The sequence below is a fragment of the Haloferax sulfurifontis genome (genome assembly GCF_014635105.1).
Lineage (GTDB): Archaea > Halobacteriota > Halobacteria > Halobacteriales > Haloferacaceae > Haloferax > Haloferax denitrificans.
In genome coordinates this window covers 161826-182001 of the sequence record NZ_BMCI01000001.1, presented here as the reverse complement: position 1 = coordinate 182001, position 20176 = coordinate 161826, and the positions used below count along the sequence as shown (strand labels likewise).

The following is a 20176-nucleotide window of genomic DNA, read 5'->3' as shown; positions in this document are numbered from 1 at the left end:
TCGAAAAATCGTCGGAACCGTGGCGTCGTACGGGCCGCGCGGGAGTTCGCGCGGGCCGATCGACGCCCCCGAGAGACTTACTGGAAGGTGCGGCCGACTTCCGTCTCGCGGTCGCGTTCGACCTCGCTCTTCTGGAAGCGCTCTTCGATTTCCTCGTAGCGGCGGCGCACGTCGTCGGTGACGCTCGCGCCGATTTCGTCGAGGGCGTCCTCGAAGTGCTCCATCGTCACGCGGACGTTGCCGACGCTCTCGCCGATGTCCTCTTTCTCGACGCTCCGGATGAACTCGCGGGAGGCGTTCATCGACGCCTCGCGGGCGAGCGCTTCGAGGTCGGCACCGACGTAGCCGTCGGTCTTCGACGCGATTTTGTCGAGGTTCACGTCGTCCGCGAGCGGCTTGTTGCGGGTGTGCACGTCGAGGATGGCGCGGCGGGCCTCCTCGTCGGGCACGGGCACGTGGACGTGGCGGTCGAGGCGACCGGGGCGCAGGAGCGCCGAGTCGATGAGGTCCGGCCGGTTGGTCGTCGCGATGACGACCACGTCTTCGAGCGCTTCGAGACCGTCGAGTTCGGTGAGGAGTTGGGAGACGACGCGCTCGGTGACGCCCGAACTCGACGAGTCGCGGCCGCGCTCGGTCGCGATGGAGTCGATTTCGTCGAAGAACACCACCGTCGGGGCGTTCTCGCGGGCCTTCTTGAACACCTCGCGGACGCCCTTCTCGGACTCGCCGACGAACTTGTTCAGGAGTTCGGGGCCCTTGATGGAGATGAAGTTCGACTCCGCCTCGTTGGCGACGGCCTTCGCCAGCAGGGTCTTCCCCGTGCCCGGCGGGCCGTACATCAGGACGCCCTTGGCGGCGTCCATGTCCATCTGCTGGAACACCTCGGGGTATTCGAGGGGCCACTGGATGGTCTCGCGGAGGCGCTCTTTGGTGGGTTCGAGTCCGCCCACGTCCTCCCACGTCACGTCGGGGACCTCGACGAACACCTCGCGGAGCGCCGAGGGTTCGATGCTCTTGAGCGCCTGCTTGAAGTCGTCTTCCGTGACTTTGAGGCCCTCCAGCACCTCGGCGTCTATCTCCTCGGCGTCGAGGTCGAGCTGTGGCCGGATGCGCCGCAGGGCGTGCATCGCCGACTCCTTGGCCAGCGACTCGAGGTCGGCCCCGACGAAGCCGTGGGTGCTGTCGGCGTATTCGTCGAGGTCGACGTCGTCGGTCAGCGGCATGTTCCGCGTGTGGACCTGCATGATCTCCTTGCGGCCGTCGCGGTCCGGCACGCCGATTTCGATTTCGCGGTCGAAGCGGCCGCCGCGGCGGAGCGCGTTGTCGATGGCGTCCACGCGGTTGGTCGCGCCGATGACGACGACCTCGCCGCGCTCGTCGAGTCCGTCCATGAGCGACAGCAGTTGGGCGACGACGCGGCGTTCCACGTCACCGCCGGCCTCGCTCCGCTTGGGCGCGATGGAGTCTATCTCGTCGATGAAGACGATGGCCGGCGAGTTCTCCGTGGCCTCCTCGAAGATTTCGCGGAGCTGTTCTTCGGACTCCCCGTAGTACTTCGACATGATCTCCGGGCCGGAGATGGTGTGGAACGAGGCGTCGATTTCGTTGGCGACGGCCTTCGCGATGAGGGTCTTCCCCGTGCCCGGCGGGCCGTGCAGGAGGACGCCTTTCGGCGGCTCGATGCCGAGGCGCTTGAACAGTTCGGGGTGTCGCATCGGGAGTTCGATCATCTCCCGGACCTGTTCGAGCTCCTTGTCGAGGCCGCCGATGTCCTCGTAGGTGACGGAGGGGCCGCCGTCGTCGCCCGGCGCGGCGTCCGTAATCTGCTCGGCGGGCTTCTGGCTCACTTGGAACTCGGTGTTGTCGGTGACGACGACGGTCCCGTCGGGGTCCGTCGACGCGATTTTGATGGGCACCGACTGGTTCGACGCGCTCATGAAGCCGAAGCCCAGCGGGAGCTGGACGCTCTGGCCCTGCGCGACCGGCTGGCCCGAGAGCTTGTCGCGGATGTACGTCCCGATGTTGCCGCCGATGCGGAGGCTCTGCGGGAGCGCGATGGTGACGCGCTTTGCGGGCTTCACGTCCGCTTTCTCCACGTCGACGCGCTCGTCGATGCCGACGCCGGCCTGCTGGCGGAGGCGGCCGTCGATGCGGATGATGCCCGTCCCCTGATCTTCGGGGTAGCCGGGCCAGACGCGGGCGATGGCGGTCCCGTCGTTCGGACCGTCGATGCGGATGAAATCCCCGCCTTCGAGGTCGAGTTCCGCGGCCGCGGCTCGGTCGATGGCGGCGAGCCCGCGGCCGGCGTCCTTCTGCTTGAGGGGTTTGACGATGAGTTTCATTTACTTGGTGAGGGTGATGGTGAGCACGCCGTTTCGAACCGACACGTCGGCGTCGCCGCCGGCGGGGAGTTCGAACTCCGTCTCGGTCACGCGGTCGCCGGTGTCGGCCACGACGATGGCCGTCGACCCGACGATGTCCACGTCGATCTCGTCTTCCGAGAGACCCACGTCGGCCGCGATGACCCAGCTGTCTTCGTATTCGTACCGGCGAATGAACCGCTCGTTCCCGCCGGCGAACTGTTGCATGCTCATTGTAAGTCTAACCTAAAGTTAGCGTTTTAAGTATATAAGTCTTTTCCCAGCAAATCGGGTGACGACACCGATATCTCGCGTTTCGGTTGAATTGCGGTTCACAGTCGCCACGCCTCACCGTACAGTTCGCGGCGGAGTAACGTCAAACTAGTGGCCTCGGCAGGGGGCCGCACGGTCGGCCGCTTCGCGGCCGCTTCGCCCCGCCCCCGAAACTCGGTGCCGGCGTGGGGGTTTATTGGCTCGCGGCGACCAGTTTCGAGGCATGGAGACGGCTTCGGTGGACCACCACGGACGGGAGACAGCCTATCGATACCGCGACGCGGGGGGAGAGGGACCGACGGTCCTCTGTGTGCACGGTAGCGGCGGCGCGCACGGGGTCTGGCGCGGTCAGTTCCGCCTCGCGAGCGACTACCCGACGGTCGCGCTCGACCTGAGCGGCCACGGCGACAGCGACGACGTGGACGCCGACGCCGGCTACGAGGCGCTGTCGGCCTACGTCGACGACGTGGTCGCCGTGGCCGAGGCGACGGACGCGAGCGTCCTCGTCGGCAACTCCCTCGGCGGCGCGGTCGCCCTGACGCTCGCGCTCGAACGCGACCTCGACCTCGACGCGCTGGTCCTCGCGGGCACGGGCGCGAAACTCGCCGTGCTCTCGGACCTGCTGAACTGGCTCGACGACGACTTCGACCGCGCCGTCTCCTTCCTCCACGGCGAGGACAAACTGTTCCACGCCGACGACGAGCGACTCGTCGAGGGCTCAAAAGAAGCGATGTACGACGCCGGGCAGGCCGTCACCCGCCGCGACTTCCTGTCGTGTCACACCTTCGACGTGCGCGACGAGGTGGGCGAGATTTCGGTTCCGACGCTCGCGCTCGTCGGTGAGTACGACCGCCTCACGCCGCCGTCGTACCACGAGTACCTCGCGGAGACGATGCCCGACTGCGAACTCGAAACGGTCGGGGACGCCGCGCATCTGGCGATGCTCGAACGGCCGGCGGCGTTCAACGAGGCCGTGAAGTCGTTCCTCGACCGCCGCGTCGCGTAGGTCGTCGCAGGTCGCCGCAACCGGACGCGAGCGGGGGTGTCGGTGACGGTCCTCCTCAGTACAGTTCGTCGAGGTCGTCTTCGACGTGGCTGTGTTCGTCGGCCGGGAACTCGCCGGCTTCGACGGCGTCTCTGTACGCGCCGACCGCCTTCTCCATCTCCGATTTCACGTCGCCGAACCGGGCCGCGAAGGGCGGGGTGCGGTCGCTCATGCCGACCACGTCGTCGACGACGAGCACCTGCCCGTCGCAGTCGGGGCCCGCGCCGATGCCGATTGTCGGGATGTCGATGGCCGCCGTGACCTGTTTCGCGAGGTTCGCCGGGACGTGTTCGAGGACGAGCGAGAACGCGCCCGCGTCGGCGTGGGCCTTCGCGAGGTCGAGAATCTCCCGTGCGTCGTCGCGGTCGGTGCCCTGCCTGCCGTAGCCGACCTCCTTGACGCGCTGGGGCGTCAGTCCGAGATGGGCCATCACGGGGACGCCGAGTCGGACGAGGTGTTCGGTCAGTTCGACGGTGTGCGGGCCGGATTCGAGTTTGACGGCGTCGGCGTCGGCCTCCTTGAGCATCCGGCCGCAGTGTTCGACGCTCGACGCCTCGTCCACGCCGACTGAGAGGAAGGGCATGTCGGCGACGACGAGGGCGTCGTCGGCCGCGCGCGCCACCGCGGCGGTCCGGCTCGCCACGTCCTCGACGGTTACCGGGAGCGTCGAGTCGTAGCCGAGCGCCGTGTTACCCATGCTGTCGCCGACGAGGATGACGTCGACGCCCGCCTCGTCGACGACGCCCGCGGTCGGCGCGTCGTACGCCGTGAGCATCGTGATGGGCTCGCTACCAGCCTTCGCCCGAATGGACCGTACCGTGACCATGCGTGCCGTTCGCGGGTCTGCGTTATCAGGTTACCCTTGCGCGTCGCCGAACGCGGGTCGTCCGGCCCGCGTCAGCCCGCGGCGTCCGCGCGGGCCGCCCCGACCTGCGGTCGAAGTAACACTTTACTTAGAGGAACGCGCCTGTGCGAACGACGCATGCCCGCTTTGTCACCCTCCGGACGCCGCTCGTCCCGCGGCATCTCCCCGGTCGTCGGCGTCTCGCTTCTCGTCGTCATCGTCGTCCTCCTCGCCGCGATGGTCGGCGTGATGGTGATGGGGTTCGAAGACGTGCTCTCCGAGCCGCAACCGCAAGTGTCGTTCGACGTCGCCTACCACCCCGACGGCCCGGGCAACGGCGCGAACGGCGCGTACATCAACATCACCCACGAGTTCGGCAGTATCGAAGACGGCAGTCGGGTGTTCGTCGCCGACGACGCCAACAACCGCATCGCGTGGGAGGACGTGTGGACCGGCGGCGAGACGGTCGGTCCCGCGGGCGAGTACGCCCATATCGACGGTGCCGGCTCCGACAGCGCGCTCCGGCCCATCTGCGAGGCGGGCCAGCACTACCGGGTCGTCATCGAACACGAAGACGGGTCGTCGAGCGTCCTCGTCGACTACGAGGTTCCGACCGACCCCACCTCGACGAGCGCCGCCTGCTGAGCGCCGACGGTCGGGGCGTCGGACCCGCGCGCCGCGAGCGGGAACCGGCACGCATTAGCCGTCGCCGTGATACTGCTACCCGTGCAACCAGTCGAGCGCTCGAATCCGGACGGCGTCGATTACGGGTGGGTCATGCAGATGACGTTCGTCACGACGATTCTCGTCGGCTCGCCCATCGTCGCGGTCCTCTCGATTAACGCCGGGCTCCAGACGTGGGGCGCGCGCGCCGAGTTCGCGGTCCGCGTCGGCGCGGTCATCTGGTTCGTCACCGCCGTCGCCCTGTTCGTCTACGCAAAGCGGACCAACGCGGGCGACGGCGGGACGCCCCCCGAAGCCGAGTTGGACACCGACATCGACGCGGAGGACTGAGGCCGACCCGCGGGCCGACCGCGGGGCCGCGCCCGCAACGGCGACGGTGTCGGCGGCGTCGTCCGCTCCCGGAAACTCTTTCACACGATACGGCGACGTTCTCGTATGATAGACGAGACCATCGAGGAGATTCGCGAGATGCAGACGCACAGCTCCTCGGTCGTCGCCGTCAAGGCCACGCGGGCGCTCGCGGAACTGACCGAGCGCGACTACGCGACCGTCGAGGAGTTCGAACGCGACCTCGAACGCAACGTCAGCGCGCTCAAGCGGGCGAACCCGTCGCACGCGTCGTTGTACAACGCCCTGCAGGACGTGCTTCACAGCGTCCAAGGCGAGGTCGACGACCTCGACGAGGCGCGGGAGCTCACCCTGTCGACCATCGACCGCGTGGTCGAGAACGTCGAGACGGGCAAGCGCCGCGCCGCCCAACAGGCGGCCGCGACCATCGAGGACGGCCAGACGTTCCTCACCCACGACTACTCCTCGACGGTCATGGAGGCCGTCGAACTCGCCGTCGCCGACGGGGCGGAACTCACCGCCTACGTGACGGAGGCCCGCCCGCGCTTCCTCGGCCGGAAGTTCGCGCGCGAACTCGCCGCCATCGACGACGTCGAGCCGCACCTGATGGTCGACGGCGCGTCGGGGATGTTCCTCCCGAAGTGCGACCGCGTCATCATCGGCATGGACTGCATCGTCGAGGAGACGCTCTACAACCGCATCGGGACGTTCCCGCTCGTCGCCGCCGCCAACGAGGTCGGCGTGCCGGTCACGGTCGTCGGCTCGGGCGCGAAGGTCGTCGACGGCGGCTTCCGCTTCGAAAACGAGATTCGCTCGCCCAGCGAGGTCATGCTCGAACCCGTCGAGGGCATCGAACTGGAGAACCCCGCCTACGACGCCACGCCGGTCGACCTCATCGACGAGGTCATCACCGACGAGGGCGTCATCGAGTTCTGAGCGGGCGGCGGGTCGCCCGCGGTTCGGGTCGATTTCCTTCCGTCCGCCCCGTCAGCCGAGGCTGACCCACTCGCCGGCCTCGTCGGAGCGCTCGATGGCGTCGAGGATTTTCTGGACCTCGTAGCCGTCCTCGAACGACGGCGAGAAGTCGCCGTCCTCGGCGACCGTCGACAGGAACTCGTAGTTCTCGTGGACGAACGTGTGCTCCCAGCCGAGGACGTGGCCCGGCGGCCACCAGTGGTCGAGGTAGGGGTCGGTCTCGTCGGTGACGAGCACCGTCTCGTAGCCGCGGGCGTCGCCGGTTTTCACCTCCAGTTCGTTGAGGCGTTCGAGCGAGAACTGCAGGCTCCCCTCGGAGCCGTGAATCTCGATGGTGTGGTCGTTCTTGTGGCCGTCGGCGAATCGAGACGCCTCGAAGCTCCCGACCGCGCCGTTTTCGAACTCGGCCTGCGCGGTGTAGGCGTCGTCGACGGTGACGGGCTTGTACTCGTCCGTGCCGGGGACGGGTCGCTCGTCGACGAACGTCTGGAGATGCCCCGAGAGGCGTTCGATGTCGCCGGCGCGGTCGCCGACGAGGAACCGAACGAGGTCGACCGTGTGCGCGCCGAGGTCGCCGAGCGCGCCGGAGCCGGCGGCGTCTTCGTCCATGCGCCACGTCCACGGCGCGTCGGCGTCGACGAGCCAGTCCTGTAAGTAGCGCCCGCGGACGTGTCGAATATCGCCGAGTTCGCCGTCCTCGATGAGTCCCTTCGCGTACCGGATTGCGGGCACGAACCGGTAGTTGAACGCACAGCCGGCGACGCCGTCGGCCGCGCGGGCGGCGTCGCGCATCGCCTCGGCCTCGTCGAGCGTCGGCGCGAGCGGCTTCTCGCAGAAGACGCTGGCACCGGCTTCGAGCGCGGCGATAGAGGGCTCGGCGTGGAGGTGGTTCGGCCCGAGGTTGTAGAACACGTCCACGTCGTCGACCACGTCGCGCCAGTCGGTCGCCGTCGATTCGAAGCCGAAGCGGTCGGCGGCGTCGGAAAGCGCCTCCTCGTCGCGGCCGACGATGACCGAGCGCTCCACGTCGGGCGCGTCGGGGAAGAACATCGGCAGGCGGGCGAGCGCGTTGGAGTGCGCCTTCCCCATGAATCGGTAACCGAGGACGCCGACGGTGAGTGGTTCAGTCATTGTGCCACCTCCGTGCTCGATGCGGTACCGCGAGCGAGGCCGGAGGCCGAGTCTCGCGGCAGTTTTTGGTCCAGATTTTTGCGGTGAGCGGGTCGCGACGCGGCCCCGAACCGGAAACAGGTGGGCCTGAAGCGGTAACCGAGGACGCCGACGGAAAGTTTGTCAGTCATGAATTACTCCGCCCAGTAGGCGTCGCCGGGTTGCGTCTCGAAGACGGCGCGCGAGAGCACGTCGACGGCCTTTTCGAGGCCCTCCTTAGACGATGTGAGCGCGTCCTCGTGTTCGATGGAGAGCGCGCCCTCGTAGCCGACCATCCGGAGCGTCGAGACCACGTCCTTCCAGTGGCTCTCGCCGTGGCCGTAGCCGATAGAGCGGAACAGCCACGAGCGGTCGGCGGTGTCCGCGTAGGAGGTCGTGTCGAGGACGCCCTTGATGCGCGACTCGGACTCGTAGACCTTCGTGTCCTTCGCGTGGAAGTGGTGGATGGCGTCCTCCTCGCCGAGGAACCGAATCGCGTCGGTGATGGAGATGTCCTGCCAGTAGAGGTGCGAGGGGTCGAAGTTCGCGCCGATGCGCTCGTTCGTCGCCTCGCGGAGCTTCAGCATGCCCGTCGGCTCGTAGACGAGCATGTTCGGGTGCATCTCGATGGCGATGTCGACGCCGTGGTCGTCGGCGAAGGCGGCGAGGTCGGACCAGTAGTCGACGGCGACCTCCCACTGGTAGTCGTGGGCGTCGGCGTGCTCGGTCGGCCACGGCGCGGTAATCCAGTTCGGCACCTCGTCGTTCGGCCCGCCGGCGGGGAGCCCCGAGAAACAGGTGACGGTGTTCACGTCGAGGGCGTCCGCGAGTTCGATTGCCTCGCGGAGTTCGGTGTCGGCCTCGGCGGCCGTCTCCTCGTCGGGGTGGAGCGGGTTGTTGTGCGTCGCGAGCGCGCTGATTTGCAGGTCTCGGCTCTCGACCGAATCGAGGAGGGCGGCCTGTGCGTCCTCGTCCGCGACGAGGGCGCTTCGGTCGACGTGGTCCTCGCCGGGCCAGCCGCCGACGCCGAGTTCGACGCCGTCGACGCCGATACCCGACAGATAGTCGAGCGCGTCGTCGAGGGGTTCGTCTCCGAGCGGGACGGTGAGCACTCCGATGTACATATCACCCATATATACTAGGAAGTGAATAAAAATTAAGGATACGCGCAAGGGGAGCGAGGCCGGCGCGGCCGCTCTCGAATCGGCGTCGAACGGTCGCAGTCGGTCGACTACCGGCGGAGGAACTCCGAAAGCTTCTCTCTGAGGCCGGCTTCCTCGCCCAGTCGGAGGTAGAACGCGGCCCCGCCGTCCTCGTAGTAGTTGTCGATGCGGCGGCGGACCTCGAAGCCCATCCGCTCGTAGAAGTCGAGGGCGTTCGTGTTCGTCGTCCGGGCGTGACAGGTCACGACCGGGTGTTCGTCCGCGACCTCGGCGACGAGGCGCTTGCCGTAGCCCTCGCCGCGGGCGTCGGGCGAGACCGCGAGAAAGAGGATGTAGCCGTCGCGCCGCGTGGAGGCGAACGCGACGAGCGCGTCGTTCTCGTAGAGGAGATACGTGTTCGACCGGCGGTAGGCGTCCATGAAAAAGCCCCGTCGCTGTTTCAGGAGGCCTTCTTCGACCCGAATCCGCTCTTTCAGGTCCCACGCCTCCTCGGCGTACTCGCGCTGGCCGGGGGCGTCGACCCGCATCTCCACGTTGACGCTCACATCCCGTCGTAACCGGAGCGAGAATATAACTCCACCGTCCGTACGGACGTCCGGACGCAGTCGCCGCCGGCCGACTCGATAGCTTTCCGACACGAAGCGCGCGGGTCAGCGGCCGCCGGACGCACAGTCGTCGGCGACCGAAAGGACGAGGGTCGGCGGCCGCACTCACTCAGCTATGGGATTTACGCTCCGCGACCACACCGCCGACGTGGCCGTCGAGGCCGACGGCGAGAGCCTCGGTGGCGTCTTCGCCGCCGTCGCCGACGGGCTCACCGCCGCGATGTGCGACGACCCCGCCGAGACGGGCGACCGCTTTTCGTTTTCCGTCCGCGCGGAGGGCCGCGAGGCGCTGTTGTTCGACTACCTCGACCAACTCATCTACGAGCGCGACGTGCGCGGCGTCCTCCCCGCGGCCCACGAGGCGACCGTCCGGCGGGAGGGCGACGAGTGGGTCGTCGAGGCGTCCGCGCGGGGCGTCCCGTTCGCCGACGTGGACGCCCGCGACGTGAAGGCCGTCACCTACTCCGAGATGCGGCTGGCGGAGACCGACGCCGGCTGGGAGGCGTACGTCGTCTTCGACGTGTGAGTCGTCGTCGCCGACGGCCGCGCGGCGCGCCGCGGGCGCTCGCGGCGTGACGGAATCCTATTGAGTCGCCGCGTCGATTGTCCGCGTATGGAAACGCGCGAGTTCGGCGACATCGAACTGCGACGGGTTCGCGAGCACGTCTGGGAGATTCCGCAGGAGGGCGAGATGAACGCCCCCGCGCGGGTGCTGGCCTCCGAGGCGTTGCTCGACCACATCGGCGACGACAAGACGCTCGAACAGCTCCGGAACGCGACCCACCTGCCGGGCATCGCCAACCACGCCATCTGTATGCCCGACGGCCACCAGGGCTACGGCTTCCCCGTCGGCGGCGTCGGCGCGACCGACACCACGGACGGCTGTATCTCGCCCGGCGCGGTCGGCTACGACATCAACTGCGGCGTGCGCATGATGACGACGAACCTCACCTACGAGGACCTCCGGGGCCACGAGGAGGAACTGGTCGACGCCCTGTTCGAGGCCGTCCCCTCTGGCCTCGGCGGCGGCGGCGTCGTCAAGGGCGACGCCGAGACCATCGAGGACATCCTCGCCCGCGGGATGCGCTGGGCGGTCGACGCCGGCTACGCCACGGACGACGACCTCGCCCACTGCGAGGACGAGGGCTTCCGCGACGACGCCCGCCCCGAGTTCGTCTCCCAGAAGGCGAAAGACCGCGGCCGCAACCAAATCGGCAGTCTCGGCTCCGGAAACCACTTCCTCGAAGTCCAGCGCGTCACCGACATCTACCGCGACGACGTGGCCGAGTCGTTCGGCCTCGAAGCCGACCAAATCGTCGTGCTCATCCACTGCGGCTCGCGCGGGCTCGGCCACCAGACCTGCACCGACTACCTCCGGCGCATCGAGAAGGAACACAAGGACCTGCTCGACGACCTGCCGGACAAGGAGCTCGCGGCCGCGCCCGCCGGCTCCGAACTCGCAGAGGAGTACTACGGCGCGATGTGCGCCGCCATCAACTTCGCGTGGGTGAACCGACAGCTCATCATGCACCGCACGCGCGAGGTGTTCGCCGACGTGTTCGACCGCGACTGGCGCGACATGGAGATGCGCCTGTTGTACGACGTCGCCCACAACATCGCCAAGAAGGAGGTCCACGAAGTCGACGGCGAGGAGCGCGAACTCTACGTCCACCGGAAGGGCGCGACGCGGGCGTTCCCCGCGGGCCGACCCGAACTCCCGCCCGCCTACGCCGACGTGGGCCAGCCGGTCATCATCCCCGGGAGCATGGGCGCGGGGAGCTACGTCCTCCGCGGCGGCGACCGGTCGCTCGACCTCACCTTCGGCTCGACGGCCCACGGCGCGGGCCGGCTCATGAGCCGAACCAAGGCGAAACAGGAGTACTGGGGCGAGACGGTGCGAGACGAACTCCGCGAGCAGGAGAAGATATACGTGAAGGCCCAGTCGGGCGCGACGGTCGCCGAAGAAGCGCCGGGCGTCTACAAGGACGTCGACGAAGTCGTCCGCGTCTCCGACGAACTGGGCATCGGCGACAAGGTCGCGCGGACGTTCCCCGTCTGCAACATCAAGGGCTGAGTCGCCGACCCGACACGGCCCGACCTGACCCGTGTCCGCGGCTCAGGCGACGGTCGTTCCGACCGCGCGGCGCTTGTAGAAGTAGTACGCGAGCGCCGCGAGGCCGACGAACACCGCGGTCGCGCCGTCGCCGACCGCGCCCCCCGAGAGGAGCGCCGAGACGACGCTCCCGAGGCCGATAGCGAGGACGAGCAGGCCGCCGCCGAGAATCCACGCCCGCGGGTCGCGGTCGACCTCGTCGTAGTGGCCGCTCTCGATGAGCGCCATCTCCTTTCTGTGTTCGAGGTAGACCACCGCGCCGGCGAACGCGAAGACGACGACGGCGAGGGCGACGAACGGCACGAAGAACAGCACGTCGCCGAGGCCGAAGGAGGACTGAATGGGAACCATGATAGATAGTCGACGCGTGAGCTATTGAATACGGAGTGACGCGCGTTCGCACGAGTCGGACGTACGTCGCGGGCGCGGAGGCTCCCGAAGACTCAGAACCCGTCGGGACCGCGCGGCCCCGCGTCCGGACCTCGTGGGCCCGACGGACCGGACGGGCCTCCCCCGCCGATGACGACGTAGTCGCTTTCGGGGACCGCCTCGACCTCGCGGCCGTCTTCGTACCTGACGAACGAGAGGTAGAACTCGCGGCCGCACGGCGACGCCAATCCGGGGCGCTCCACGTCGTCGGCGTCGACCACGTCGCCGGTCCACGACAGGGGCGAATCGCTCTCTCCTTCGCCCTCACCTTCACGCTCGCCCTCGCCGCAGACGAACCGGACGCCCTCGGTGTCTTCGAAGTCGTCGGTCGGGTCGGCGTACGCCCAGCCTTCGAGGGGGTACGGCGTCACCGACTTGTCGGCCAGGTAGCCGTCGCGTTCGAGTTCGACGACCGCGCCGCAGTGCGGACAGTAGTACGAGACCGGAAATCCCATGGGTGAGCGTAGGACTCGGCGGGCTTAACGCCCGCGCCGAAACGGAGGTTTATCTCGAATGCCGCGGCCAGCGTCCCCGTGCGTTGAGCATCGCCGCCGGGCGAGACGCGGGAGCGCGGCACGCCGCCCGGCGGAGCGGCCGTGCCGCCTGTTCGCGCCCCGTTTCGTTCTGCCACTCCGCTCAGACGCCGGATGGACCGCCGTCGACGTATCTGAACGCGACGCCGGCACGGTCGGCCGTCACCTCGTCGCGGGCCGAGTCGCCGACGAACACGGCCGAGTCGGGGCCGACCGCCATGCGTTCGAGCGTCGTGAGCAACGGCTCCGGGTCGGGCTTCTGCGTCGCCACGGTGTCGCGGCCGACGACGGCGTCGACGTGAGCCGCGAGGTCGTGCACGTCGAGCGCGACCCGGCAGGCGTCCTCGGCGTTGAGCGAGCAGACGCCGGAGGGGACGCCGTCGTCGGCGAGGTGGTCCGCGAGCGGGAGGCGGTCGGAGACCCACGCGCCCTCCCGCTCGTGTGCCGCGATTTCCCGCTCCAGTTCGTCGCGGACGCCCGCCTCGTCGGCCGCGTCGAGCATCTTCCAGAGGTCCATCGAGTCAGCGTCGACGCCGGCGTCTCGCAGGACGGCCGCGGCGTCGCGGGCGGTGTCGTTCCAGTCGACGCGGAGGTCGACGAGCGTCCCGTCGAGGTCGTAGACGACCGCGTCGAACGCCGAGAGGTCGGGGAGCGTCATTGCCCGCAGTAGGGCGCCGCGGGGAAAAGACGCTTCGGGAGAAGGCCTATACGGAAACCCGGCGTCGCCTCCGATATGGCATCCCCGTTCCGCGAACGCCTCGCGCCGGTCCTCCCGTCGCTCGTCGTCGCGGCCGGCGTCTTCCTCCCGTGGATACAGGTCGACCCGGCCCACGAGGGGCCGGTCATCTCAGTCTACTACGGCGGCATGGGAAACGGGCTGGAACTCGTTCACGGCATCGTCCTCCTCCCGACGGTCGTCGTGCTTTCTCTCGCCGCGCTTGCCGGACGGCGCTCCCGCCGCGCGGAACTCGTCGTCGGCGTCGTCGGCACCGTCGCGGTCCTGCGGTTCATCCAGCTGTGGGACGAGACGTTCGTCTCGGCGGCCGGCGCGTGGGTGACGCTTCTCGGATGCGTCCTCCTCGCGGGCGTCGCCGCCGTCGACGTGGTCCGCGAGCGAGGGCTCCCGACGGTCGCTCGGAGTCCGTGAGCGACAGGTGAAAAAGCAGGTCGGGCCGTCGGTTCAGTCGAGGAGCGACCGCGCGATGATTTCCTTTTGAATCTCGCTGGTCCCCTCGTAGATGGTCGTAATCTTCGAGTCGCGGTAGTAACGCTCCACGTCGAAGTCGGTCGTGTAGCCGTAGCCGCCGTGGACCTGCACGGCCTCGTTGGTCACGTCGACCGCGGCCTCGCTGGCGAAGTACTTCGCGATAGACGCCGCGGTCCGCGGGTCGTCACCGGCGTCGGCGACGCGGGCGGCCTCGCGGACGAGCATCCGCGAGGCGTGGACCTGCGTGCCCATGTCGGCAATTTTGTGGCGAATCGCCTGAATCTTCGAGATGGGCTTGTCGAACTGCTCGCGCTCGTTCGCGTAGTCGATGGCGTCGTCGAGCGCGGCCTGCGCGAGTCCCACGGCCTGCGAGGCGATGCCGATGCGGCCGCCGGTCAGGATTCGGAAGGCCGCAGAGAGGCCCTTGCCCTCCTCGGTGAGCCGGTTTTCGGCCGGGATGCGCACGTCGTCGAAGCGGAGCGCCGTCGTGTCGGACGCGCGGAGGCCGAGTTTCTCCTCTTTCTTGCCGACCTCGTAGCCGGCCGATTCCGGGACGAGAAACTGCGTGACCGACGAGGGGTCGTCGGGGTCGGTCTTGGCGAAGAGGACGCAGACGCCGCCGCGCTGGCCGTTCGTTATCCACTGCTTTTTCCCGTTGATGACGTACTCGTCACCCTCACGCCGGGCGACTGTCGACATCTCCGCCGGGTTCGACCCGGCGTCCGGTTCGGAGAGGGCGAACATGCCGACCGGCCGGCCGCGGGCCATCTCGGGGAGCCACGTCTCTTTCTGCTCGTCAGTGGCGAACTCGGCGATGCACTCGGTGGCGAGACAGTGCACGGAAAGCGCCGTGGCGACGGCGAGTTGGCCGTAGGCGACCTCCTCGTTGACGACGGCGTAGGTGGCGCGGTCCGCGCCGAACCCGCCGTACTCCTCGGGGACGGTCAGCCCGGTCAGGTCGAGTTCGGCGAGACCGTCCCACACGTCCTCCGGGAACGTCTCCGTCTCGTCGGCCTCGCGTGCGGTCGGGCGAATCTCCTCGACGGCGAACTCGTGGACCACGTCGCGGATGGCCCGTTGCTCGTCGGTCAGACCCGTGGCAGACCCTACGGTTTCCATGGTGTTGAGTACGGACCATCATTGAAAAAGATGATCGAACCGCCGGACGTTCGTTGGGCGTCAGCACGGGACAGACTCGGCCGCTCCGCGGGGCGTCGCTCAGTCGCGTAAGTACGCGAGTACCTCGCCGGCCGGCGCGCCGAGGCCGCCGCCCTGCGCGAAGGTCGGCCCACCGCCGCCACCGCCGCCGAACTCGTCTGTCACCTCGGCGACGACGTCCCCGGCGGCCGCGTCGCCGGCGCTGGCGACGACGACGAACGGCGCGTCGGACTCGCCGACGGCGACGAACACGTCTACGTCGGCTCCGTCGCGGGCCTCCTTGGCGGCCTCGCCGACCTCGTTCGCGTCGAAGCCGGAGACCGCGCCGACGTTCCACGTCAGCCCGTCGCGCTCGACCGTCTCGAAGTCCGCGAGGCGAGCGCGCAGGACTTCGGATTTCAGGTCGGCGAGTTCGGACTCCAGTTCCTCGCGGGCGGCCGCGGTTCCGGCGGCCGACTCCCCCAGCCCATCGAGGTTCGTCCCGAGCGCTCGGGCGGCCTCGTAGGCGGACGTTCGGACCTCGGCGCGGCGGTCGATGGCCGACGGACCGACCGCGAACTCGACCCGGGTGAGTCCCTCGCCGGGGTTCGACCGACCGAGCACCTCGACCGGTCCTATTTCGACGGTGTTCGAGACGTGCGTTCCGCCGCAGGCCGCCCAGTCCCAGCCGTCGATGGAGACGACGCGGACCTCGTCAGCGTCGGCGAAGACCCCCTCCTCGGTCTTGACGTTGAACGCGATTTCCTCGCGCTCGCGGGCCTCCGCGACGGGAATCTCCTCCCACGACACCTCGCGGCTGTCCCACACCGCCCGGTTGACGAGGCGCTCCAGTTCGACGAGCGCGTCGTCGTCGATCTCGGTCGAGGTCTCGAAGTCGACGCGGACCTTCTCCGCGGAGATGTCGAAGCCGCCGTAGCCGAGGTCGTCGAAGATGCGGCGACCCGCGCCGTAGAGGACGTGACTGGCGGTGTGGGCCCGCATGCAGTACGTTCGGAGGTCGTCGTCGACGACGCCCGTCACCTCGTCGCCGACGCCGAAATCGGGGTCCGCCGCGAGGTCGTGGACGACCGCGCCGTCGGCGTCCGTGCGGACGTGTTCGATATCGACGCCGCCGAGAACGCCCCGGTCCGCGGGCTGGCCGCCGCCTTCGGGGTAGAAGTACGTCTCGTCGAGAGTGACCGACCGACCGTCGACGCGCGTCACCGTCGCGTCGAACGCCCGGACCGTCGGCGACTCGGGTGCGAGTGAGTCGGACATGTGCGCGTCGAGACGCCCGACCGAGAAAAATCGTGCTACTCGTCGACGAGGGTCACGTCGAGGCGCTCTTCGAGCGCGCGGATGGCCGACCCGCCGACGTTCGCCCGCGTGGCGCGGCCCTGCTCGATGGCGAGCAGTTGCTTCTCGTCGAGGTCGAGTTCGTCGGCGAGCTCGGCGAGTTGGAGGCCGGCGTCCTGCCGGGCGGATTCGACGACGCCGCCGTAGCCGGAAACGAGGTAGGGAAGCCGGTCTTTCTCGTAGTTCGTCCCTTTCTCCTCCCAGTGCTTGGAGTCGCCCTTCGCGCTGTCGTACATCTTCGCCGTCCGCTGGGCGGCGCGCTTCTTTCGGTTCCCCGAGGAACCGTCCCGGGAGGTGTCACTCGACCCGCTCTTTCGGTCGGCGTGGCGGTTCTCGCCGTGCGGCGCGCAGTCCGGACAGACCAACAGGTCCGCGCCGGCCACGTTCGCGCGCCGGAGCTTCGCGGTGCTTCGGCCGCAGAGTTCGCAGCTGTCGCCGTCACCGCCGCCACCGCCCCGGTTCGTCGAGTACTTGGCCATGCCCCGTGTTACTCGTTCGACCCTTTTAAACTCGCGGCACGGGGGCGACTGCGGGTGTCCGAAGTCGGAGCCGATGCGGTCGCTGGTCGGTGAATAGCGAGTCGCTCGGAGAGATATTCCTACCAGAAAGCAGTTCAGAGAAATCCAGAGAGGCGCACCTCTCGGGGTGTAGTTTCGTGGAAGGATTGTGCGTGGGTGATGTCCGTGTAGGGACGTCACCTGCATCATTCGGCGGCTACGCCGCCTCATTGCGGACTGTGAGTCCGCACATGCGATGCGTGGGACCGGATTTGAACTTCCGAGACTCGCTTCGCTCGTCTCGACGTTCGAATCCGGCGAGCCGGATTCTCACCGGCGGACCACTACAGGACAGCGCCTTCAACACTGTCGGAGTAGCAGTTCAGAGAAATCCAGAGAGGCGAACCTCTCGGGGTGTAGTTTCGTGGAAGGATTGTGCGTGGGTGATGTCCGTGTAGGGACGTCACCTGCATCTTGCGATGCGTGGGACCGGATTTGAACCGGCGGACCTCTACAGGACAGCGCCCTCAACGCTGCGCCGTTGGCCTGGCTTGGCTACCCACGCTCGCTGTGTCTTACTGCACTCTCCGTTACCCCGCGGTAATTTAAATGACTTTCCTTTCGACTCGGCAATGTCGGGCGTTTGCAGGCGTCGTGCCGCGGGCGGGCGACAGAACGATTTTGGCCTCGCGGCCCCGGAATACGCCCATGGAGTTCCGAGCACGCGACCACGTCCGCGGACTGACCGCTCTCCTCTCGGTGCTGTCGCTCGCGCTCGTCTTCGGCGCGGCGCTCGGCGCGATTCCCCGCGCCGCGATTCCGACCGCGCCGGCGGCCGCGCTGAACGCGATTCCGCACGTCAACGCGGTCATCAGCACCGTCGCCATCGTCACCATCCTCGCCGGCGTCCGGTTCGTCCGCCGCGGCGAAATCGAGCGCCACCGGCGCATGATGCTCGCCTCCTTTCTCCTCTTTGCGACGTTCCTCGTCCTCTATCTCTACAAGGTCGTCGTGCAGGGGACCGCGGAGTTCCCCGGCCCCGACGCGGTCTACCAGTTCGTCTACCTCCCGACGCTGGCGATTCACATCCTCCTCGCCGTCGTCTGCGTTCCCGTCGTCTACTACGTCCTGCTGTTGGCGCTGACGCGGCCGATAACGGAGGTCTTCGGCACCGAGCACGCCCGGTTCGGCCGCGTCGCCGCCTCGCTGTGGCTCGTCTCGTTCGTCCTCGGAAACGTCGTCTACGCCCTCCTTTACGTCGTCTACTGAGGCGGGAGTCGGCGAGCACCGCCGCTCGGCCGTTCAAAGGGAGTACCCGTCCGACGCCCGCGGCGGGCGCGCGGCCCGAGGGCCGGTGCGGACGGGCGGTAGTACGCGGTGCGACCGGCAGGTCACAGAGACGGGATGTGCGGGCCCTCCCGCGGTGTTACACCACCCCGTCGATTCGCACTCCGTACTCCGCTCGCAACCCGGTCCTCGGCGAGTCGGAGTGCGAATCGAACGACGGGCGCGAGAGAAAAGAAAGGCCGCGTTGATTATGCTATCGAGGCTCTCGGTGACTGTCAGGCGGAGCGATAGGTCGGGGGGACGAGACGAGTGGAACTCAGTCGCTCAGCGGCGCTTCGGCACCGACGACGGGGCGACTCACGTCGCGGTCGGTCTCCTCGCCGTCGATGTCGTAGGGGTACTCGCCGGTGACGCAACCGAGACAGAGGTCGGCGCGGGACTTTTCGAGCACTTCGGCGACGGCGTCGATAGAGAGGTAGCCGAGGCTGTCGGCGTCGATGGTGTCGCGGACCTCCTCGACGGACTTGTCCGAGGCGATGAGTTCCTCGCGGGTGGCCATGTTGATGCCCATGTAGCAGGGCGCGACGATGGGCGGCGCGCCGATGCGCATGTGGACCTCGGTCGCGCCGGCGTCGTACAGCAGTTGGACGAGCTGGTTCGACGTCGTCCCGCGGACGATGCTGTCGTCGATGAGCGTCACGGACTTCCCCTCGACGGTGCTCTTGATGGGGTTGAGCTTGAGGCGGACGGCGCGCTCGCGTTCGTCTTGGGTCGGCATGATGAACGTCCGGCCGACGTAGCGGTTCTTCATCAGCCCCTCGGCGAACTCGACCGTCGCGTCGTCCTCCTGTGCGGCCTCGGCGTAGCCGGAGGCGAACGCGCGGCCCGAGTCGGGCACGGGCATGACCACGTCGGTGTCGACGCCGTTTTCCTCCCAGAGCTTCCGGCCGAGTCCGCGGCGGACCTCGTAGACGAGCGTGTCGTTCATCACGGAGTCCGGGCGGGCGAAGTAGATGTGTTCGAAAAAGCAGTGGGCCGTGTTGTCGCGTTCGACCAGTTGATACGAGTCGAAGCCGCTTCCGTCGGGGTCGAGGACGACGAGCTCGCCCGGTTTCACGTCGCGGACGAGCTCGCCGTCGAGCGTGTCGATGGCGGCAGACTCGGAGGCGAGCACGTAGCCGTCGTCGACTTTCCCGATGCAGAGCGGTCGGTTGCCCTCGGGGTCGCGCACGCCGAGAACCGTCTCGTCGTGCATGATGGTGAGCGCGTACGAGCCGTGGATGCGCTCCATGGTCCGCTTGACCGCGCGGACGAGGTCCTCTTCGAGGAGGTTGCGCGCGAGGTCGTGGGCGATGACCTCGGTGTCGCCCGTGGAGGTGAAGGCGTGACCGAAGTTCTCCAGTTCGTCGCGGAGTTCGTCGGCGTTGACGAGGTTGCCGTTGTGCGCGAGGCCGAGCGACCCCGACTTAAAGGAGACGGCGAACGGCTGGGCGCACGACTTCGACACGTCGCCCGCGGTGGGGTAGCGGACGTGACCGATGCCGGCCTCGCCCTTCAGGCCGTCGAGGTCGGCGGCGTCGAACGCGTCGCCGACGAGACCCATCTGGACGTGACTGTGCTGTTGGAACCCGTCGTGGGTGACGATGCCTGCCGACTCTTGGCCCCGGTGCTGGAGGGCGTACAGCGAGTAGTAGAGGGGCCGTGCGGCGTCTCGACCGCCGAGTGCGACGCCGACGACACCGCACTTCTCGGTCGGTCCGCCGATGTGGTGGTGGGAGTCGTCCCGCCCAGTTACCATGGAAGATGATAGAGAGTCGAGGGGGTAAAAAACCCGTCCTTATGCAGTAACGACGGGTTCCGAAACCGGAAAGTATGCACATGAGTGCACATCTCAGCGTGCGACGGAACTGCGGGCGACGACGCGGCGAAGCGCGATGACGACAGCCACGGCGACGCTGGTAGTCGCAGAGATGACGACAGCGCTCGTCGGAGAGACAGTGACGAAGGCGACCGCGGCGGCGACGACACGCGAGGAAGAGCGCACGCAGTCGGCGAGTGTCGAGGACACGTACTCGGTGCTAGCGAGTGTCACGGACGCGAGGACGAACCGGGAGTCAGGAACGCGGGTTCGTTCTCGCCGCAGACGGCGAGAGAGAAGACAGAGACGGTCG

General features: G+C 68.0%; 22 protein-coding genes and 1 tRNA gene. 8 read left to right on the top strand and 15 right to left on the bottom strand.

What is annotated here, in order from left to right; all coding sequences use genetic code 11:
• Positions 1 to 77: 77 nt before the first annotated feature.
• Both IEV64_RS01000 and IEV64_RS00995 read right to left on the bottom strand, forming a co-directional pair.
• Positions 78 to 2342, bottom strand: a complete 2265-nt coding sequence (locus IEV64_RS01000; protein WP_007275208.1) for a CDC48 family AAA ATPase — start codon at positions 2340 to 2342, stop codon at positions 78 to 80.
• On the bottom strand, positions 2343 to 2594 hold the full coding sequence (locus IEV64_RS00995) for an Hsp20/alpha crystallin family protein (RefSeq protein WP_049917966.1): 252 nt from the start codon (positions 2592 to 2594) through the stop codon (positions 2343 to 2345). It lies immediately after the preceding gene.
• Between the two features lie 262 nt (positions 2595 to 2856).
• Between IEV64_RS00995 and IEV64_RS00990 the strand changes: the two genes are divergently transcribed.
• Positions 2857 to 3639 (top strand): alpha/beta fold hydrolase, encoded by a 783-nt coding sequence (locus IEV64_RS00990; RefSeq protein WP_188422917.1) that lies wholly within the window; start codon positions 2857 to 2859, stop codon positions 3637 to 3639.
• A gap of 55 nt (positions 3640 to 3694) precedes the next feature.
• Here the strand turns inward: IEV64_RS00990 and panB are convergent, their stop codons facing one another.
• Positions 3695 to 4504, bottom strand: a complete 810-nt coding sequence (gene panB, locus IEV64_RS00985) for a 3-methyl-2-oxobutanoate hydroxymethyltransferase (protein WP_188422916.1) — start codon at positions 4502 to 4504, stop codon at positions 3695 to 3697.
• Between the two features lie 156 nt (positions 4505 to 4660).
• On the opposite strand from panB, the gene IEV64_RS00980 reads away from it, so the two are divergent.
• From IEV64_RS00980 to IEV64_RS00970, 3 genes are all read left to right on the top strand, one after another.
• Positions 4661 to 5167 carry a type IV pilin domain-containing protein gene (locus tag IEV64_RS00980; RefSeq protein WP_188422915.1) on the top strand — a complete coding sequence of 169 codons (507 nt, stop codon included), beginning with the start codon at positions 4661 to 4663 and terminating at the stop codon, positions 5165 to 5167.
• Between the two features lie 132 nt (positions 5168 to 5299).
• Positions 5300 to 5536 (top strand): DUF5822 domain-containing protein, encoded by a 237-nt coding sequence (locus IEV64_RS00975; RefSeq protein ID WP_049920556.1) that lies wholly within the window; start codon positions 5300 to 5302, stop codon positions 5534 to 5536.
• Between the two features lie 105 nt (positions 5537 to 5641).
• Positions 5642 to 6490 (top strand): eIF2B alpha/beta/delta subunit family protein, encoded by an 849-nt coding sequence (locus IEV64_RS00970; protein ID WP_007275203.1) that lies wholly within the window; start codon positions 5642 to 5644, stop codon positions 6488 to 6490.
• 51 nt (positions 6491 to 6541) lie between these two features.
• On the opposite strand, the gene IEV64_RS00965 is transcribed toward IEV64_RS00970, so the two are convergent.
• The 3 genes from IEV64_RS00965 to IEV64_RS00955 all read right to left on the bottom strand — a co-directional run bounded on the left by IEV64_RS00965 (position 6542) and on the right by IEV64_RS00955 (position 9386).
• Positions 6542 to 7660: a Gfo/Idh/MocA family protein gene (locus IEV64_RS00965; RefSeq protein WP_188422914.1), complete on the bottom strand. Its 1119-nt coding sequence runs from the start codon at positions 7658 to 7660 to the stop codon at positions 6542 to 6544.
• Between the two features lie 173 nt (positions 7661 to 7833).
• Complete coding sequence (locus tag IEV64_RS00960) at positions 7834 to 8802, bottom strand: sugar phosphate isomerase/epimerase family protein (RefSeq protein ID WP_188422913.1); 969 nt, start codon at positions 8800 to 8802, stop codon at positions 7834 to 7836.
• A 107-nt stretch (positions 8803 to 8909) separates the two neighbouring features.
• A complete protein-coding gene (locus tag IEV64_RS00955) occupies positions 8910 to 9386 on the bottom strand; it encodes a GNAT family N-acetyltransferase (protein ID WP_007275200.1) in 477 nt (158 codons plus the stop codon).
• A gap of 175 nt (positions 9387 to 9561) precedes the next feature.
• Here IEV64_RS00955 and IEV64_RS00950 point away from each other — a divergent pair, with 175 nt between their 5' ends.
• Together IEV64_RS00950 and IEV64_RS00945 are read left to right on the top strand one after the other, a co-directional pair.
• A complete protein-coding gene (locus IEV64_RS00950) occupies positions 9562 to 9972 on the top strand; it encodes an archease (protein WP_007275199.1) in 411 nt (136 codons plus the stop codon).
• An 87-nt stretch (positions 9973 to 10059) separates the two neighbouring features.
• Positions 10060 to 11520 (top strand): RtcB family protein, encoded by a 1461-nt coding sequence (locus IEV64_RS00945; RefSeq protein WP_007275198.1) that lies wholly within the window; start codon positions 10060 to 10062, stop codon positions 11518 to 11520.
• A gap of 42 nt (positions 11521 to 11562) precedes the next feature.
• Here the strand turns inward: IEV64_RS00945 and IEV64_RS00940 are convergent, their stop codons facing one another.
• From IEV64_RS00940 to IEV64_RS00930, 3 genes are all read right to left on the bottom strand, one after another.
• Positions 11563 to 11910 carry a hypothetical protein gene (locus tag IEV64_RS00940; RefSeq protein ID WP_188422912.1) on the bottom strand — a complete coding sequence of 116 codons (348 nt, stop codon included), beginning with the start codon at positions 11908 to 11910 and terminating at the stop codon, positions 11563 to 11565.
• A 92-nt stretch (positions 11911 to 12002) separates the two neighbouring features.
• Entirely contained in the window at positions 12003 to 12443 is a 441-nt protein-coding gene (locus tag IEV64_RS00935; RefSeq protein WP_188422911.1) for a DUF7969 family protein, read from the bottom strand.
• 181 nt (positions 12444 to 12624) lie between these two features.
• The gene (locus IEV64_RS00930; RefSeq protein ID WP_188422910.1) at positions 12625 to 13179 is read right to left on the bottom strand and encodes an HAD family hydrolase; all 555 of its coding nucleotides are present in this window, start codon (positions 13177 to 13179) and stop codon (positions 12625 to 12627) included.
• Between the two features lie 75 nt (positions 13180 to 13254).
• Between IEV64_RS00930 and IEV64_RS00925 the strand changes: the two genes are divergently transcribed.
• Positions 13255 to 13668, top strand: a complete 414-nt coding sequence (locus IEV64_RS00925) for a hypothetical protein (protein WP_007275194.1) — start codon at positions 13255 to 13257, stop codon at positions 13666 to 13668.
• A 33-nt stretch (positions 13669 to 13701) separates the two neighbouring features.
• Here the strand turns inward: IEV64_RS00925 and IEV64_RS00920 are convergent, their stop codons facing one another.
• The 4 genes from IEV64_RS00920 to IEV64_RS00905 form a co-directional block, all read right to left on the bottom strand.
• Positions 13702 to 14847, bottom strand: a complete 1146-nt coding sequence (locus tag IEV64_RS00920) for an acyl-CoA dehydrogenase family protein (protein WP_049920555.1) — start codon at positions 14845 to 14847, stop codon at positions 13702 to 13704.
• Between the two features lie 99 nt (positions 14848 to 14946).
• Positions 14947 to 16143 carry an alanyl-tRNA editing protein gene (locus IEV64_RS00915; protein WP_188422909.1) on the bottom strand — a complete coding sequence of 399 codons (1197 nt, stop codon included), beginning with the start codon at positions 16141 to 16143 and terminating at the stop codon, positions 14947 to 14949.
• Between the two features lie 35 nt (positions 16144 to 16178).
• The gene (locus IEV64_RS00910) at positions 16179 to 16700 is read right to left on the bottom strand and encodes a helix-turn-helix domain-containing protein (protein WP_089777429.1); all 522 of its coding nucleotides are present in this window, start codon (positions 16698 to 16700) and stop codon (positions 16179 to 16181) included.
• Positions 16701 to 17198: 498 nt separating this feature from the next.
• Positions 17199 to 17283 (bottom strand) — tRNA-Leu (locus tag IEV64_RS00905).
• Positions 17284 to 17426: 143 nt separating this feature from the next.
• On the opposite strand from IEV64_RS00905, the gene IEV64_RS00900 reads away from it, so the two are divergent.
• On the top strand, positions 17427 to 17987 hold the full coding sequence (locus tag IEV64_RS00900) for a DUF420 domain-containing protein (protein ID WP_007275190.1): 561 nt from the start codon (positions 17427 to 17429) through the stop codon (positions 17985 to 17987).
• A gap of 334 nt (positions 17988 to 18321) precedes the next feature.
• On the opposite strand, the gene purF is transcribed toward IEV64_RS00900, so the two are convergent.
• On the bottom strand, positions 18322 to 19803 hold the full coding sequence (gene purF / locus IEV64_RS00895; protein WP_188422908.1) for an amidophosphoribosyltransferase: 1482 nt from the start codon (positions 19801 to 19803) through the stop codon (positions 18322 to 18324).
• Between the two features lie 93 nt (positions 19804 to 19896).
• Positions 19897 to 20097, bottom strand: a complete 201-nt coding sequence (locus IEV64_RS00890; protein ID WP_188422907.1) for a hypothetical protein — start codon at positions 20095 to 20097, stop codon at positions 19897 to 19899.
• Positions 20098 to 20176: the final 79 nt, after the last annotated feature.